This window comes from Clostridium sp. HGF2 (assembly GCF_964240115.1).
GTDB classification, from domain to species: Bacteria; Bacillota_I; Bacilli_A; order Erysipelotrichales; family Erysipelotrichaceae; genus Clostridium_AQ; species Clostridium_AQ innocuum.
Genome location: NZ_CAXSSO010000011.1, coordinates 19,655 through 36,080, shown reverse-complemented (window position 1 = coordinate 36,080; position 16,426 = coordinate 19,655). Strand labels below are relative to the sequence as shown.

15 protein-coding genes and 1 pseudogene are annotated in these 16,426 nt (G+C 45.2%); 14 read left to right on the top strand and 2 right to left on the bottom strand.

The window, feature by feature from the left end; genetic code table 11:
* Nucleotides 1–82 precede the first annotated feature (82 nt).
* The 11 genes from ACESPQ_RS16935 (at nt 83) to ACESPQ_RS16885 (ending at nt 11,007) form a co-directional block, all read left to right on the top strand.
* Complete coding sequence (locus tag ACESPQ_RS16935) at nt 83–1,219, top strand: glucose-1-phosphate adenylyltransferase (protein ID WP_002607248.1); 1,137 nt, start codon at nt 83–85, stop codon at nt 1,217–1,219.
* Between the two features lies 1 nt (nt 1,220).
* Nucleotides 1,221–2,336, top strand: a complete 1,116-nt coding sequence (gene glgD, locus ACESPQ_RS16930; RefSeq protein ID WP_373144609.1) for a glucose-1-phosphate adenylyltransferase subunit GlgD — start codon at nt 1,221–1,223, stop codon at nt 2,334–2,336.
* Nucleotides 2,336–3,775, top strand: a complete 1,440-nt coding sequence (gene glgA / locus ACESPQ_RS16925; RefSeq protein WP_118001771.1) for a glycogen synthase GlgA — start codon at nt 2,336–2,338, stop codon at nt 3,773–3,775. The genes glgD and glgA overlap by 1 nt, the downstream gene beginning before the upstream one ends.
* Before the next feature lie 374 nt (nt 3,776–4,149).
* Nucleotides 4,150–4,653: a PTS sugar transporter subunit IIB gene (locus ACESPQ_RS16920; RefSeq protein ID WP_257335793.1), complete on the top strand. Its 504-nt coding sequence runs from the start codon at nt 4,150–4,152 to the stop codon at nt 4,651–4,653.
* Nucleotides 4,654–4,709: 56 nt separating this feature from the next.
* A complete protein-coding gene (locus ACESPQ_RS16915; RefSeq protein WP_002607252.1) occupies nt 4,710–7,442 on the top strand; it encodes a sigma 54-interacting transcriptional regulator in 2,733 nt (910 codons plus the stop codon).
* 74 nt (nt 7,443–7,516) lie between these two features.
* Nucleotides 7,517–7,984, top strand: coding sequence for a PTS galactosamine transporter subunit IIB (agaB, locus tag ACESPQ_RS16910; RefSeq protein ID WP_002607253.1), 468 nt, complete (start codon nt 7,517–7,519; stop codon nt 7,982–7,984).
* A 28-nt stretch (nt 7,985–8,012) separates the two neighbouring features.
* Nucleotides 8,013–8,816 (top strand): PTS galactosamine transporter subunit IIC, encoded by an 804-nt coding sequence (agaC, locus tag ACESPQ_RS16905; RefSeq protein WP_002607254.1) that lies wholly within the window; start codon nt 8,013–8,015, stop codon nt 8,814–8,816.
* Nucleotides 8,803–9,600 carry a PTS galactosamine transporter subunit IID gene (agaD, locus tag ACESPQ_RS16900; RefSeq protein ID WP_002607255.1) on the top strand — a complete coding sequence of 266 codons (798 nt, stop codon included), beginning with the start codon at nt 8,803–8,805 and terminating at the stop codon, nt 9,598–9,600. Before agaC ends, agaD begins: the two co-directional genes overlap by 14 nt.
* Before the next feature lie 67 nt (nt 9,601–9,667).
* Entirely contained in the window at nt 9,668–10,372 is a 705-nt protein-coding gene (locus tag ACESPQ_RS16895; protein WP_002607256.1) for a 6-phosphogluconolactonase, read from the top strand.
* A 70-nt stretch (nt 10,373–10,442) separates the two neighbouring features.
* Complete coding sequence (locus tag ACESPQ_RS16890; protein ID WP_002607257.1) at nt 10,443–10,712, top strand: type II toxin-antitoxin system Phd/YefM family antitoxin; 270 nt, start codon at nt 10,443–10,445, stop codon at nt 10,710–10,712.
* Nucleotides 10,675–11,007 (top strand): type II toxin-antitoxin system RelE/ParE family toxin, encoded by a 333-nt coding sequence (locus tag ACESPQ_RS16885; protein ID WP_002607258.1) that lies wholly within the window; start codon nt 10,675–10,677, stop codon nt 11,005–11,007. Before ACESPQ_RS16890 ends, ACESPQ_RS16885 begins: the two co-directional genes overlap by 38 nt.
* Nucleotides 11,008–11,228: 221 nt before the next feature.
* On the opposite strand, the pseudogene ACESPQ_RS16880 reads toward ACESPQ_RS16885, so the two are convergent.
* Both ACESPQ_RS16880 and ACESPQ_RS16875 read right to left on the bottom strand, forming a co-directional pair.
* A pseudogene (locus ACESPQ_RS16880) lies at nt 11,229–11,411 on the bottom strand (Txe/YoeB family addiction module toxin); the annotation flags it as partial.
* 210 nt (nt 11,412–11,621) lie between these two features.
* A complete protein-coding gene (locus ACESPQ_RS16875) occupies nt 11,622–14,045 on the bottom strand; it encodes a PRD domain-containing protein (RefSeq protein WP_002607259.1) in 2,424 nt (807 codons plus the stop codon).
* 338 nt (nt 14,046–14,383) lie between these two features.
* On the opposite strand from ACESPQ_RS16875, the gene ACESPQ_RS16870 reads away from it, so the two are divergent.
* The 3 genes from ACESPQ_RS16870 to ACESPQ_RS16860 are packed head-to-tail and all read left to right on the top strand — an operon-like array spanning nt 14,384 to nt 16,420.
* Entirely contained in the window at nt 14,384–14,803 is a 420-nt protein-coding gene (locus tag ACESPQ_RS16870) for a PTS sugar transporter subunit IIA (RefSeq protein WP_002607260.1), read from the top strand.
* A gap of 25 nt (nt 14,804–14,828) precedes the next feature.
* On the top strand, nt 14,829–15,596 hold the full coding sequence (locus ACESPQ_RS16865) for a PTS mannose/fructose/sorbose/N-acetylgalactosamine transporter subunit IIC (RefSeq protein ID WP_002607261.1): 768 nt from the start codon (nt 14,829–14,831) through the stop codon (nt 15,594–15,596).
* Entirely contained in the window at nt 15,593–16,420 is an 828-nt protein-coding gene (locus ACESPQ_RS16860; protein WP_008818477.1) for a PTS system mannose/fructose/sorbose family transporter subunit IID, read from the top strand. The genes ACESPQ_RS16865 and ACESPQ_RS16860 overlap by 4 nt, the downstream gene beginning before the upstream one ends.
* Nucleotides 16,421–16,426: the final 6 nt, after the last annotated feature.

The window sequence follows — 16,426 nt, the reverse complement described above, 5'->3', positions numbered from 1 at the left end:
TTTTTCTTACAAAAAGGGTGGAAATTTATGTTGAAAATCATTATACTTAATATATAGAAAAAATTCCTAAGGGGGGATTTACATGAGACAAAACAACATGCTGGCTATGATACTAGCCGGAGGCCGAGGAACACGACTGTATGCCTTGACCAAGAAGATTGCAAAACCTGCAGTGTATTACGGAGGGAAATATCGAATTATCGACTTCCCGCTGAGCAACTGTGCCAACTCCAACATCAACGTTGTCGGGGTACTGACACAGTATGAGAGTGTATTGCTGAATTCCTATGCAGCAGCTGGACAGCGCTGGGGACTGGATGCAAAAGACAGTGGTGTATACGTACTGCCGCCTCGTGAGAAAGACGGAGCAGCATTTGACGTATATCGCGGAACTGCAGATGCAATCTCACAAAATATCGATTTCATCGACAGCAACAATCCGGAGTATGTTCTGATTCTGTCGGGAGATCATATCTACAAGATGGATTATTCCAAGATGCTTTCCCATCACAAGGCATGTGATGCGGATGCAACGATCGCCGTATTACCGGTTCCGATGAAGGAAGCAAGCCGCTTCGGTATTATGAACACGGATGAAACAGACCGTATCGTTGAATTCGAGGAAAAGCCGGAGCATCCAAAGAGCAATCTGGCTTCCATGGGTATCTATATCTTTAACTGGAAGCAGCTGCGAAAAATGCTGGTCGCAGATATGGATGATCCTAACAGCAACCATGACTTCGGAAAGGATATCATTCCTGCCATGCTAGCGGAGAACAAGCGTCTGTATGCATGGAAATTCAAGGGTTACTGGAAGGATGTAGGAACCGTGGATTCCCTTTGGGAAGCAAACATGGACCTGCTGAGCAAAAACAACGAGCTGGATCTGAATGATCCAAACTGGAAAATCTATACAGAGGATGTATCAACCGTGCCGCATTATATCGGACCGAGCGGCAAGGTGGATAACGCATATATCAACCAGGGATGTGTCATCAATGGTGAAATCAACAACTCAGTCCTGTTCACAAACGTGAAGGTTTCAAAAAATGCAAAGGTCAATGATTCGGTTCTGTTACCGGATGTGGAGGTCGGCGAGGGTGCCGTCATTCACCGTGCCATCGTTATGCAGGGTGTCAAGATTGATGCCGGTGCTGTCGTAGGTGATCCGAACAGTGAAGAAATCGAACTGATCAGCAAGAGAGTGAGGGGTGAGTAATATGTGCAATGCAATCGGTATTGTTAATTATGAAGGACCTAATGTACAGGTCAAAGGTATGCAGGATTATCGCCCGGTATCCGCCTTCTCATTCCTGGGAAGATATCGTCTGGTCGACTTTCCAATTTCTAATCTGAGTAATTCCGGTGTAAATCATATCAAGGTGTTTGTAAAAACAAATCCGAGATCTCTGCTGGAGCATCTGGGAACCGGACGTCATTACAACATTAACTCCAAGCGTGGAAAGCTGCACATCCTGCCGGCAAAAAGCATGGATGAAAATGATTTCTACAGCAATGATATCAATTCTTATATGTACAACATGCAGGCAATCGAGGATGCCAATTATCCTTACGTTGTTCTGACACCGAGTCACTTTGTTTTCCGTCAGGACTTCAGTGCGCTGCTGGATACGCATATCGAAAGCGGTGCGGATATCACCATGCTGTATCAGAATGTGGATAATGCAAAGGAATCCTTTGTGAACTGTGATGTTGTGAATCTGAACAAGCAGAAGGGTGTTCTGTCTCTGGAGAAGAATCGCGGAAACTCCAAATCCAGAACGATTTCTCTGGAAACCTATATCCTGAGCAAGGAGCTGTTCATGGATCTGGTTAAGAAGGCAGCGAATATATCTTCCCTGTACTGGTTCCGTGATATCGTAAACGATGAGTGTGCGAAGCTGGATATCCGTGGTGTTGCACACCGTGGCTTTGTGGCATGTATCAATGACTTCAAGAGCTACTACAATGCCAATATGGATCTGCTGGACTATGATAAGGCGATGGATCTGTTCCATACAGACTGGCCGGTTTATACAAGAACCAACGATTCCTGTCCTACACAGTATTACGCAGGTGTCACTGTGAAAAACAGTATGGTTTCCAACGGGTGTCTGGTAGAGGGTGATATTGAAAACAGTGTTATCGGACGTGGTGCGATTATCAAGAAGGGGGCAGTTGTGAAAAACTGTGTGATCCTTCCGGGTGCCATGATCGGTGAAGATGTGCATATTGAAAATGTAGTAGTGGATAAGAAAGCAAGAATCGTCCGTAAAAAAGAACTGCTGGGCCTTGCCGACACTCCGCTGTACGTGAAAAGGAATGATAAAATTTAATGGCAAGAATATTGATGGTTGCTGCCGAGGGTCTTCCCTTTATTAAAAGCGGAGGACTGGCAGATGTAATCGGCTCCCTGCCGAATGAGCTGGCTAAAAAGGGTCATGAGGTGCGTGTTATCATGCCGCTGTACCTGAAAATTGCTCAGAAATTTCACCATGAATTTACGCTGGAGGCTCAGTTTTCCGTGAGTATTGCGTATCATGAGGTGCCGGTAAATATCTGGTCAACCATGCGCAAGGATGTAAAATTCTATTTTGTTGAGCACAAGGGATACTTTGAGCGTGAAGAAATGTATGGACATATCGATGACGGGGAACGCTTTGCTTATTTCCAGAAGGCTGTCATTGAAATGTGCAATCAGCTGAACTACTTCCCGGAAATCATGCACTGTCATGACTGGCATACCGGGATGATTCCTGCTATGTGCAAGGAAGGTCACAGCTTTGATGAACGCTATCGCAATATCCGCTTTGTTTATACGATTCACAATCTGGCTTATCAGGGGAACTTCGGTGTGGAAATGCTGGACAGCTGTCTGGGACTGGATTATCGAATTTATGACAACGGAAATGTACGCTACGACGGTGGAATCAGTTTCATGAAGTCCGGTATTCTGTATGCGGACAAGGTGACAACAGTTTCCCCTACATATTCTCAGGAGATTCTGACGCCGCAGTACGGCGAGCATCTGGAAATGGTGCTGAATATCCGTAAATATGACCTGTGGGGAATCACAAACGGTATTGATATTGAATACTGGGATCCGAAGAATGATCCGGAAATTCCATATCACTACAACAAGGTAAATGTAAAGAAAGCCAAGGGCTTGAATAAGGAAGCACTGCAGAAGGAGCTCGGTCTGAATGTGGATCAGAATGTACTGCTGATCGGTGTTGTTTCCCGTCTTACCTGGCAGAAGGGCTTCTATCTGATGATGGAAAAGCTCTCTGAAATCTGTGCTATGCCGATTCAGCTTGCTGTGTTGGGAAGCGGAGAGGCAAGCATTGAGGAAAAGATGGGACAGCTGGAAGCAGGAAACAAGGGGAAAATTGCATTCTACAAGGGATACAACGATTCTCTGGCACACCGCATCTATGGCGCATGTGATCTGTTCCTGATGCCATCCCTGTTTGAACCGTGTGGAATTTCTCAGCTGATTTCCATGCGTTACGGCACACTGCCGCTGGTACGTGAAACCGGAGGGTTGAAGGATACCGTAACACCGTATAACGAGTTTGAAAAGACCGGTAACGGCTTCAGCTTTGCAAACTACAACTCTGATGAAATGCTTCAGGTGATGTACAATGCCATTGATGTCTATTACAACCGTAAGGAGGACTGGAAAATTCTTGTCCGTAATGCGATGAATACAGATGTCAGCTGGGCAAAGAGTGCGGAAACCTATTGTCAGCTGTACGGTCAGCTGCATCCATAAGGAAACAGAAAGGCATATTGTGTAAAACAGTATGTCTTTTTTTAGCTTGCGAGTGGTAGCGAACCTGTACAGCTTTTCGACATTAGGATAGAAAAATTTACATACTGTACAGTTCATGATTCAAATCACAGGGCATTCCGATATAGATAGTTATCATTCCTGAAGGTGAATTCCTCTTTCTGATATGGTAGAACGGTTATACTATGCGCATATTCGCTTTTTATAAGCAGGGTGCATATTCCGAATCTGATGAAAAGGCAGTCTTTTGTAACTGTTATGGATTTACAGCATGTACCTGCGGTTGTATTATAATTTTTTTTAGGATATCATTTCTTTGAAAAATGGGTTAAAATGAAAGAAATGAGGTGGTTCATATGAAAGCAAGAATTGAATTGACTAGAATTGACAACCGGCTTGTCCATGGACAGGTTGGTCTTACATGGGGAAGTACCTTAAATATTGACACGATTGTTGTTGTGGATAACCTGACTGCCGCCAGCAGCTTTGCACAGAAGCTGATGCAGAGTGTTGCCTCTGCCGCAAGCCGTCAGATCCGCTTTTATACAGTACATGACTTCATCCGCGCATACAATGACAACACAAGTCATCAAAAGCTGTTCGTTGTCGTACAGTCACCGCATGAGGCGCGTCTGCTGGTGGAAGCGGGAATTGAATTGAAGCGTGTCAATGTCGGCAATATGCATTATGAAAAGGGGAGAGTCGCATTTAACCGAAAGGTATATCTTACACAGCTGGATATTGAGGACATAAATTATATGATTTCACAGGGGACAGAGGTATTCTATCAGGATGTTCCCGGATCGGCTGTTGAGAAATTCAGTGAGCTTGATTATGAGACAATGAAGCGGAAAAGGTAAATGGTCTTCGCTTTTGTATACATGCATGTTGAGAATGGAAAGGCAGGCGCAACGCAATGAAGGAAATCGTATTTGAAGAATTGAAAAAACGCTGTGAGGAATATGCCATAGAGGAGCACACGCGATTTACAGCAGCCAGTATTGCCGATACACTGCATATCAGTCGCAATACGGTATCCCAGTATTTGAATGAAAGGGTAAAGACAGGGGATGTAATCAAAATCAATTCCCGCCCGGTATACTTTTTTGTACGTGAGGCTGTGGAAAACAAACGGAGCGGTGTTGTGACCAAATGCACCTTTGATTCATTTGAACAGCTTGCGCAGGAGCTGGTGGGAGATGCACAGGATTTTGAACAGCTGATCGGCTGTAACAATTCTCTATCCAGTGTGGTGGAGCATTGCAAGGCGGCAGTATCCTATCCCGGAGGCCTGCCGATTCTGATCAACGGTCCGACCGGTACGGGGAAAAGCATGATTGCCTCCATGATGTATGAATATGCGGTGAATCAGAATATTATCGGAAAGAACAAGAAATTTGTAGCGGTAAACTGCTCGGAGTATGCAAATAATCCGGAGCTGCTGACAACCAATCTGTTCGGAAATGTAAAGGGAGCCTATACCGGAGCGGATGAGGATAACCCCGGGCTGATTTCACTGGCAGACGGCGGATTGCTGTTTTTGGATGAGGTGCACTGTTTGAAGGCGGAATGTCAGGAAAAGCTGTTTTTCTTTATGGACAAGGGCATGTATCACAAGGTCGGGGATAATGAAAACTGGTATTATTCCAAATGCCGACTGGTTTTCGCAACAACGGAGGACCCGCAGAATGTTCTGTTAAAGACCCTGCTGCGAAGAATTCCGATAACGATTACTGTTCCGGCATTGAAGGATCGTCCGCTGATTGAAAAGCGGGAGCTGATCTACACGATTTTCACAAAGGAGAGCAAGCGCCTTGGAAAAGAAATCCTCATCAGCAATCTCGCCTATCAGAGTCTGATGGATTTTGAGTTTATCGGTAATGTCGGGGCATTGAAAAATGCCATCAAGGCAGCCTGTGCAAATTCCTTCCTCGTCCATCAGGGAGAGCCGAAGCTGAAAATACAGGTGGCTGATTTGCCGGATTATATCTTTCCATCCCTGACCTCCGTGCAGCTGAAATCCTCCACCCACGGCATGCAGGAGGCTATGATACCAATCGAGCGGCTCAAGGGCTCGCTGAATCAGGCGTCCCCGCTGCTGCATCTGTACAGTCAGCTGGTCACGCAGTATGAGGGATATCAAACCTCGACAAATGCCTTTCCTGCGTATATGGAAAAAACCGGAATTCTCATACAAAGCTATATTGATTATGTCATGTTTCATAACCGCTATCAGAAAAATACGAGCGAGGCATACCTGTTGAAGCTGCTGGATAAAATCTATTCCATCGTTATGAATAAATACTCCATCAACATACCGAATAATGAAATCAAAATCTATTCCCGCATCCTTGTTGAGTATTCAAAATGTGCAACCGATGCCAATGTTTGGATCAGTGCGCATCAGAAAACGGTAAAAGCGCTGGTGGAGGAGGTTCAGGAGCGAATGCCGAGAATCTTCCATATAGCAGAGGAAATTGTGGAGAATGTGCGTCTGAATCTGGATTTGGAGCTGGATGAGCTGCTGCTGGTGATTATCGCCATTGCATTTGCGGGCTATCAGAATGAAGAGGTCAGCTCCTGTGTCGGTGTTATTCTATGCCATGGCTACTCCACCGCAAGCAGTATTGCGGATACAGCGAACCGTATGCTGGGGCAGTATGTGTTTGACGGTATCGACATGGAAATCAATATCACCATCGATAAGGTGGCGCAGCTGGCAGATGATTATCTGAAGCGCAAGGGAACCATACACGAACTGATTTTTCTGGTGGATATGGGAAGTCTGGAGGAAATCTATACAAGAATCAAGCCGATGTCCGATTATAATATTGCGCTGATCAACAATGTATCTACCGCTATGGCATTGGAGGTCGGCAACTACATCATGCAGGGAAAACGCGTGGAGGAAATTTTGCAGCTGGTGAAGGAGCACCATCAGCTTTCCACACACTATCTGAAAAGCAGAAAAAAGAAATCTGCCATCCTTTCCATCTGTGCCACCGGCTTTGGGGCAGCGAAAAAAATCAGTGAGCTGCTGGAGGGCTCACTGCCACGCAAAATCGATCTGGAAATCATCCCCTATAATTATCAGCAGCTGGTTGAAAACGGGAACCGTGATTCCATCTTCAACCGGTATCAGGTGGAGCTGATTGTCGGAACGCTGGATCCCAAGGTGAGCGGCATTCCGTTTATGGCGATTGAAAGTGTTATGATGAACGATGAAATCGGCGTTCTGGAACAGCTGATGCAGCGGTATCTGGGAGCTGTTGATCTGGAAGCGTTCAATCAGAATATTACAAAGAATTTCACTCTGTCCAATATCGTAAATCATCTGACTATTCTGAACGGAGAAAAGATTATCGACGATGTGGAGGAAATTGTGGAAAATCTGGAGGAGGATTTGAACGAGGAGCTGGATGCCACCCGCAAGGTTGGTCTGTATGTACATATCAGCTGTCTGATCGAACGCCTGATCCTGAAACAGGGAATTGAGCATGTGGAGGGTATGGAAAAGGCAGTAGAAGGTAAAAAGGATCGTGTTGACAAGGTCAAGGATGCCTTTAGTGGCGTGGAAATGAGATATAGTGTCGAACTTCCGGCGCCGGAAGCACTTTATGTATTGAATTACTTCAAAAACCCTAAATAAATCAAGCGAAACGTGCTGCGACAGAAAGTTGGCACGTTTCTTGCTGATTATAAAAGTGAATGGAGGTGGAATATATGCCGAATATTCTATTAACAAGAATTGACAACCGTCTGGTACATGGACAAGTTGGGGTCACATGGACAAAGACGCTGGGAGCCAATCTGATTGTTGTGGCAGACGACACTGCTGCAGAGGACAGAATCCAGCAGTCACTGATGAGTGTCACAGCAAAATCATCCGGTGTGGGAATCCGTTTCTTTACGATTGAAAAAACGGCTGCCATCATTGGCAGGGCAGCACCGGAACAGAAAATCTTTATCGTATGCCGTACGCCGAAGGATGTCCGCCGTCTGGTGGAGGCCGGTGTTGCTCTGAAGGAGGTAAATGTGGGAAACATGCATTTCTCCGAAGGGAAACGCGCTATGACGAAGAAGGTCTATGTCGATGATGAAGACATGGATGATTTGAAGTATCTGGTATCCAAGGGCATCAATGTGTATGCACAGGATGTACCGGGAGATCCGAAATTCGCTATTGAATAACAAAAACTGAAAAGGAGATGAAAGTAATATGGAGATTACACTTTTACAGGGAATCCTACTGACCATTATGACGATTATCGTCGGTCTTGATTTCTTCCTCGAAGCGTTCTTTATCTTCCGTCCGCTGATCGTATCGACACTGACGGGACTGATTTTGGGTGATATTACCTTGGGGCTGAAGGTTGGTGCATTGATTGAGCTTGCATTCGCAGGGCTGACACCGGCAGGTGGTACGCAGCCGCCAAACCCTGTATTCGCAGGTCTGATGGGGACAGTACTGGCGTATACAACCGGTTGTGATCCGAAAGCTGCACTGGGTCTTTGTCTGCCATTCTCTTTCCTGGGACAGTATGTCATTCTGTTCTATTATTCCGCTTTCTCATTCTTTATGGGAAAAGCCGACAAGTGTGCTGCAGAGGCTGATGTAAAGGGAATCCGCCGCATCAACTTCACAACCATGACCATTATCTCACTGACCTATGGAGCACTGGCATTCCTGTGTACCTATGTTGCACAGCAGCCGATGGCTGACTTTGTAAACGCACTGCCTGCCGTTATCACACACGGACTTGAGGTTGCCGGCGGTATTCTTCCGGCAGTCGGATTCGCTATGCTTCTGCGCGTTATGATGAAGGTAAAATACACACCTTACTTTATTGCAGGCTTTTTGATGGCATGCTTCTGTGAAATGCCGAACCTGCTGCCGGTAGCGCTGCTTGGTACCGTATTTGCACTGATTGACTTCTTCGGTGTGAAGCAGAGAAAAGACGAAATCGAAGAAGCTGTGAAAAACGCAGGGATAACTGGAGGTGACACGAATGTCGGCATCTAAGAAATTAACAAAACATGATATTACAATGCTTGGTATACGTTCTTCCTTCCTGCAGGCATCCTTCAACTATGAACGTATGCAGGCCTGTGGCTTTACATGGGCAATGCTGCCTGCTCTGGAAAAGGTATACGGAGATGACAAGGAAAAGCTGTCTGCCGCAATGACAGATAATCTGGAATTTATCAATACACATCCAAACCTAGTCGGCTTTCTGATGGGCTTGATGATGTCCTTGGAGGAAGGTGGAGGAACCCGTGATGCAATCAAGGGTCTGAAGCTGGCCCTGTTTGGACCGATTGCCGGTATCGGTGATGCAATCTTCTGGTTCACCATTCTGCCGATTGTCGCAGGTATCTCCTGTTCCTTTGCATCACAGGGATCCGTTCTGGGACCGATCATTTTCTTTGCGACCTATGTGGTTATCTGGATTCTGCGTATTGTCTGGACCCGTCTTGGCTACACCCTTGGAACACGTTCCATTGATATCATCACAGAGAACTCTGATATGATTGCCAATTCCGCTACAATTCTGGGTATCACGGTAATCGGTGCGCTGATTGCTTCCTATGTTACGATTAACCTGCTGCCTGTCATTAAGGTAGACGGTGGTATCGAGGTTGCGGTACAGGCTGAGTTCTTCGATCGAATCTTCCCGAACTTTTTGCCAATGTGTGTTACCCTGCTGCTGTTCTGGCTGCTGAAAAAGAAACAGGCGAATCCAATCGTTCTGATTGTATCCATTATCGTGCTTTCCATTCTGGGCGCATGGATCGGACTTGTTTAAAATATGATAAAATAAAGCTATCCACATAAGAATTTCGGATAGCTTTTTTCAAAAATAGGAGGTAATTATGAAACTGATACATACAGAGAATTATGAAGCAATGTCAAAAGAGGCTGCGGATTTGCTGCTGGATACACTGCGTAAGAAGCCGGATGCAGTTATCTGCCTTGCGACCGGAAGCTCTCCGGCGCGGATGTATGAGCTGGTATGTGAAGCAGTGAACAGGGAACGAATCGACCTGTCCGAAATCACATTCGTGAAGCTGGATGAATGGTATGGAGTAGAGCCGCAGGCAGCCTGTACGTGTACCACCTTTATCAGGGAGCATCTGCTGGATCAGCTGTATATGCAGCCAAAGGCGGTCGTTGAATTTGTGTCCGATGCGGCAGATATCAGGCAGGAGCTGGATAGGATGGATGTGTTTTTATCAGAGCATCCTATTGATGTCATGATTCTCGGACTGGGAATGAATGGACATCTCGGATTGAATGAGCCTGCGGATTTCCTTACACTGAACGCACATTATGCAGAGCTGGATGAGAAAACAAAAACACACGATATGGTAAAGGGCTATGAGCCAAAGGGAGGTTTGACGATAGGACTGCAGGGAATCTTTACATCAGGGCAGATTATTATGCTGGTTTGCGGGGATCGAAAGGAAGCAGCCTATCAGGCATTTATGAGTCAGAGAATAGCAACCTCTACTCCGGCATCTCTATTATGGCTGCATCCGAACTGCGTTACGCTGGTGGATGATACCATACAGAAATAACTTTTTATGTTGTTATTGTGATAAAATTATGATAAAATTATGATAACAAAATAGAGAGGAGTAGATTGATATGATACAAATTCGTCCTGTTTCTGATTTGAGAAATAAATTCTCTGAAATTGAAGAGATTGTAAATGGTGGGGAACCCGTTTACCTTACAAAGAACGGCTATGGTACAATGGTGGTTATGAGTCTGGAACGGTATGCAAATCTTACAGATTTTGTAGAGACCAAGCTGGATGAGGCTGATCGTATTGCGGAAACAAGTGAGGAACGATATTCGCACGAACGAGTGTTTGGCGATGTCAGAAAAGCTGTTGATGGAAATGAAGACCTATAAGCTGCGTTATCTTCCGCTTTTTGAAGAGGATGTAAAGAATGTGGCAGCATACATTTCCCATGTATTGCAGAACCCGGATGCGGCACACAATTTAATTGATGATGTGGAAACGGCCATTTTGAACATGCTATATCATCCTGCAATTTATGAAAAAGTCTTTTCACAGTGTGAACGAGTGAACCCATATTATCGAATATACGTGAAAAACTATACCATTTATTATGTTATATTGGATGATATTGTGGAAATTAGGCGTTTTCTATATAATGGAAGAGATATGAATCGTTTGATCTGACGTTATGATATCACATATTTTATGAAAGAAACCAGCAAGTACAGGTATTATATTCTGCACATGCTGTTTATCATTTTTTGAAGAGCGCTTCTATTATAGACTTTGAAGATATAGCTATATCAGAGACATTTTGTATCTCTATTGGTGTATCTTTGAAGATAGGCGAAAATGAGATAAAAATTACACATGGAATAGAAAAGCGTCCTGAAAAGTTCGGGACGTTACATATCACCACAAAGAGTACGACATTGGAAAATTTCAATACGCCCTTCAACAATGCGATAGACGAGACGGTTAGTCTCATCAATACGACGGCTCCAATAGCTTTGAAAATCACCCTTTAGCTGTTCAGGTCTTCCAAAACCGGTATGCTTGTTGCGGTCTATATCCTGCAATAATAGTTTGTTGCGCTTTAAGTTTTTTTATTATCATTGCCTTTCGAAAAGGAGGCAGCCTTATGTTCCTGCATTCCATCCCATCACATACGTCCTTAGGATAAAGCAGCAGTGAGCTGCAACCCCTACATCGTGCTTCTTCCCGCTGCTTTTAGGTTCACCTTTCGTTTGACCTTGTTTGCTTTCATGATGGAACGCTAGAAAGTAAGCGAACACATCCTACATATATGGCAGGAATATCTCCATAATCATCGCCATTTCGGAAGAAGGGATCGTCACGTTGAAAATTTCAGAGATAATTTCAAAATTTTTCTCCATGATATAATACATCTGATCATACTGATTGATGATGCCTCTGGCCTTTGGATAGGACAGGGGCTCTTTTCGTATGCATCGCTCAATCATAAATCCACTGTGGAATATGAACTTAATCAACAAATCATCCGTATAGGAAATATTCAAATCATGTAGAATATTGATCAATACATTAAACAGAGACTGACAGACCTTATGCGGATTCAGAAATACCAGTGACTCAGACAGTACCTTGTTTGTGATATCATTCAGCAGCTCCTGTGCATGTGTTTCCGTTTCGCTTACACTTGCTGCATCCCTTGTGTTTTCCTGTCGGAAATATTGGATGGAACTTAAGGTGGAACCGAGTGATTCCATCTTTTCCACAATCGCCATCAGTGTTTTTACCGATATATCACTTACAATGGTAAACGCAGCATCACTCAGTTTTTTCAGCATGGCTTCACTTGCTGTGACTGTACTGCTGTCTGTGGCAATCACAACACCCTTCCCGCGATTGATGGAATGCATCGTATCGGAAATCAGCCTGCAATTCTTTTCATGGGAGGTCTGTGAATGCAGACGAAGGTAGTGAATTTCAGTTTTGAAGGACAGGCTGTTCAAATAATCGGCATACTCCTTTGCTGTATCGTTATCCACACTGATAATCAGCAGCTGAATATAATTGCTGTCGATCCATTGTGAGGAAAGATACAGATAGGTGGCGATATAATCCGTTTCCTCGGCAGGAAGCTGCAGCTCCTGATGCGTGTGAATGTGTGAAACAATGCTTTGCGCACAGTCATAATCCTCCTGCTTGGCGATACGGTACTCTGCCCGGCGAAAGCCAAGCTCCTGATTACCACTGCGTATGCGGCTGATGGAATTGGATACATGCAGAAGTAAACCGTACAACAGATTTTCATTCTTACAAATCGGATTGTTTTGCAGAATCGGATACAAAAGATCATAAACCTGCTTCAGCATTACGGAGCGAATCGTATTCAGGTGGATACCGATTGCTGCATTGATATCCTGTATACACAGATTGATCAGCTTATCATCAATGCTGTCCAGATAGCTGTCCTTTTTGCTGGTACTGTCATTGAGATCATACAGCAGCTCCAGCTCCTGATTCTGTTTCAGCGCTGAGAAAAACAGATACTCACCGGCAAACAGATTCAGAATGTTATCCAGTTCACTCATGCGTTCATTCACGTCATAAATATCCGTTAATACCTGTGTGGAAATATCATCATAATCAACACTGACAAACAGAGCCTCCTGATCCAGATAGCTGCGAAAGGCGTGTGCACAGGCCTGCTTGATTTCCGCATGCAGATGAGGCAGGTTCCCGGAATAGTCCGACATAACAAAACAGCTCAGTGCGCCCTTTGATATCCGTATGGTTTTATTAATATGTGCAGCCTCCTGCTGGAAATACTGCATCGTCAGAACAAGCATTTCCTGAATGGATTTCTCCCGCAGACAGGGGATATGTATCTGCATAGGGAAGCAGCGGCGTATGTCCGGATTCAGTATCATGTTTTCCGTGTTGGAGATACCCACTATCAGGGAGCGAATCGGATATTCCTTGGAAGGAAGATGCAGTGGCGTATAGGATTGGCTGATCATACTGTTGTACAGGCTGGTCAGGGCGGAAAAGGAAAGACGATCCATGTGATTCAGAATGAGCATACCGTTTCTGCTTGCTTCCAGCAGCCCCTTTTTCAAATGGCTGCCATCATAATAGCCATACAGCTTACTGAGTATTTCCTCCGGCTCCTGATCGGCATAATTCAGACAGTCAAAGACAACGATCCGTGATCCATGAGTAAAGATTTTCCTTTGCAGGCAGAATTCAAACATCGTTTTCGCAAAGTTAAGCTTTCCGACACATGGATCCCCGTATAACAGAATATTCAACCCCTGCGGCGGATACAGCAAAGCGGATTTCGCCCGTTGAATCGGCTCAAACATACTGCTGGTATTGCGGTTTGCGAGATACTGACGGAAAACATCCGCCTGTGTCTGTTCGTTTTTTAGCTCCTGCTCCTCCTTCAGGTAGCTTTGAATGCTCTTCCCCTTTGGAATGACACTGGGGATATGTACATCCGGATGCTCATTTTCCAATGGTGTTTTGGCAAAAAACAGAGTCGGACGTCCCTGCGTCTTGATCAGTCTTCCCTCATGATGCAGCTGGTTTAAAAGTCTCGATACATTGGAGCGGTCCATTTGCAGATCAAGACTGATATTCAAAGCATCCCTTCCCAGACTTCCGCGCTGCTGCAGCTGCTTTGCTGTATGACGGATGAGATGCTGATACACCTCTTCTTTTTTCTTGTCCATATAGCCTAACCTCCTTTTTGACATTATAACAAAAATATCCGGTATTTGGTGTAAAATGGGCGAGTCGCTTACACACTGCTGTTCAGAATGTATTTTTAATTCACCATGATTGTGCAAAAACTTACGCACATATGTATGGATAGGAAGAAAAGCGGTTACTTTTTCTGTAAAAATAAAAAGAAACCGCTGATATATACATGAAATATCGCTTTACACAATTTGTTTACTGTGTAAAAAAAGCAACGATTTTGTGTGGCGAAAACAGCGTGATACAATACACTCGAAGTTGAGAACGACTGTCGAACAACCGGCAGCTGGTGAAATGAGGAGGTAGAAATATGGTTGCAGTGTTATTGGTGACACATGGCGATCTGGCACAGGCGCTGTTGTCAAGTGCGGCACTGATTATGGGAGAAGCAGCGCTGATTGAAAGTCATGGTTTATATCACGGAGACAGTGTTGATAATCTGAAGGACACGATTAAGGAGGCGATAATCAGATTGTCTGAGTGCTCACAGGGAGACGGTGTTCTGATTCTGACGGATTTATTCGGAGGTAGTCCGTCCAATGCGGCAGCAAGGGCGATGCACGAGCTGCAGGATAGCGTTCACTGTGAGTGTATCACCGGGGTGAATCTTCCGATTCTTCTGGAGGTGGCTACGAGCAAAACCTTTATGAAGCTGGAGGAGCTGAAGCAGCACGCATTAGAAGTTGGTGGGAACAGTATTCTGGATCTGAGAAATCAGTTTCAGTTATAAGCAGATTGCTGAAAGGAGATAAGTTATGCAGATTTCAATTATTCAGGCCATTCTGATTGGTACGCTTTACTATTTAACAAACAACGGGGTTCCCTGGCTGACCGGGCTGGGCAGTGTTTCCATCCGCCAGCCGATCTGTGCGGGAACGATTGTCGGATTGATTCTCGGGAAGCCGGTGGAAGGCTGTATCATGGGTGCTACGATCAATACCTTGTATCTGGGCTTTGTAAATGCGGGAGGTACGTTGCCAACCGATCCCGGAATCGGCGGAGTCGTAGGAACAGCACTTGCGCTGAGTGCCAATGCCACACCGCAGGTCGCTATGTCGATTGCAGTTCCACTTGGCGTTATGGGGACGATGGTATGGACGCTCCGTCAAACGGTAAACATTTATTTTGTACACCAGATGGACAAATATGCAGTCACCGGTGATATTAAAAAGATGGCATTCTGGCAGCTCGTACCGACGCAGCTGTTCGGATATGCCGTGACCATGATTCCATGTGCGCTGCTGGTTTACTTCGGTGCCCCGGCTACACAGGGACTACTGGATATGCTGGCAGGAAAGCCGCTTCATATTCTGAGTGTGATCGGCGGGATTCTTCCTGCCATTGGTATTGCCATGATTATCCGTATGCTGAATACAAGAAACGGAATCCTGATTTTCTTTACACTGGGATTCTTCCTGGAAACATACTCCGGACTGAGTATGCTGGTGGTATCAATTTTTGCGGCAATCGCTGCTTACTTCTATGGTGAATTGAAATTCGGAAAGGCAGGGAATGAGGAATGAGTGAACAGGTGACGGAAAGAAAGCTGACAATAAAGGATCTGAATACATCCTATTTCATGTTTGAGGTGTTTGCACAGGCCTGCTGCAGCTATGAACGATTGCAGGCACCCGGATTTTTCTCCGGTATGAAGAATGTTATCGCGAAATTATACACAGACCCTGAGGAACGTGCAGAAGCATGTCAGCGTCATATGGAATTTTATAACTCGGAATTTGCGCTGGTAGGGCCGGTAATTCTTGGTCTTACGATTGCCATGGAGGAAGAAAAGGCCTGTGGTGCGGAAATCGACGGACTTGCGATTAGTGCGGTCAAGACTTCTCTGATGGGACCGCTTGCGGGAATTGGAGATACCCTGCGGCAGGGAACACTGATTCCGATCATCGGCTCCATCGCGATTTCCATCGGGCAGGAAGGAAATCTTCTGGGACCGATCTTCTATTTCTTTGTGACGCTGGCACTGAACTTCGGTATCAGCTATACGCTGTACCGCAAGGCATATGACAAGGGGCGCGATTTCGTCGGTGAATTCTTCAGCGGCGGGAAGATGGAGAAAATCATGACAATGGTAACCGCTATGGGCTCCATCACCATCGGTGCACTTGCCGCCACGACTGTAAAGCTGACTTCAACTGCCGAGATTGCTCTGGGTGACAACAAGCTGGCGGTACAGACCGATATTCTGGATAAGGTTGTAAACAATCTGCTTCCCTTTGGCATGGTCATGCTGACGTTTTATCTGATGAATAAAAAAGTTAGTGTAAACAAGGTTCTGCTCATTCTGTTTGCCATCGGAATCATCGGTGGACTGCTGGGAATCGTTTAGGCAGGT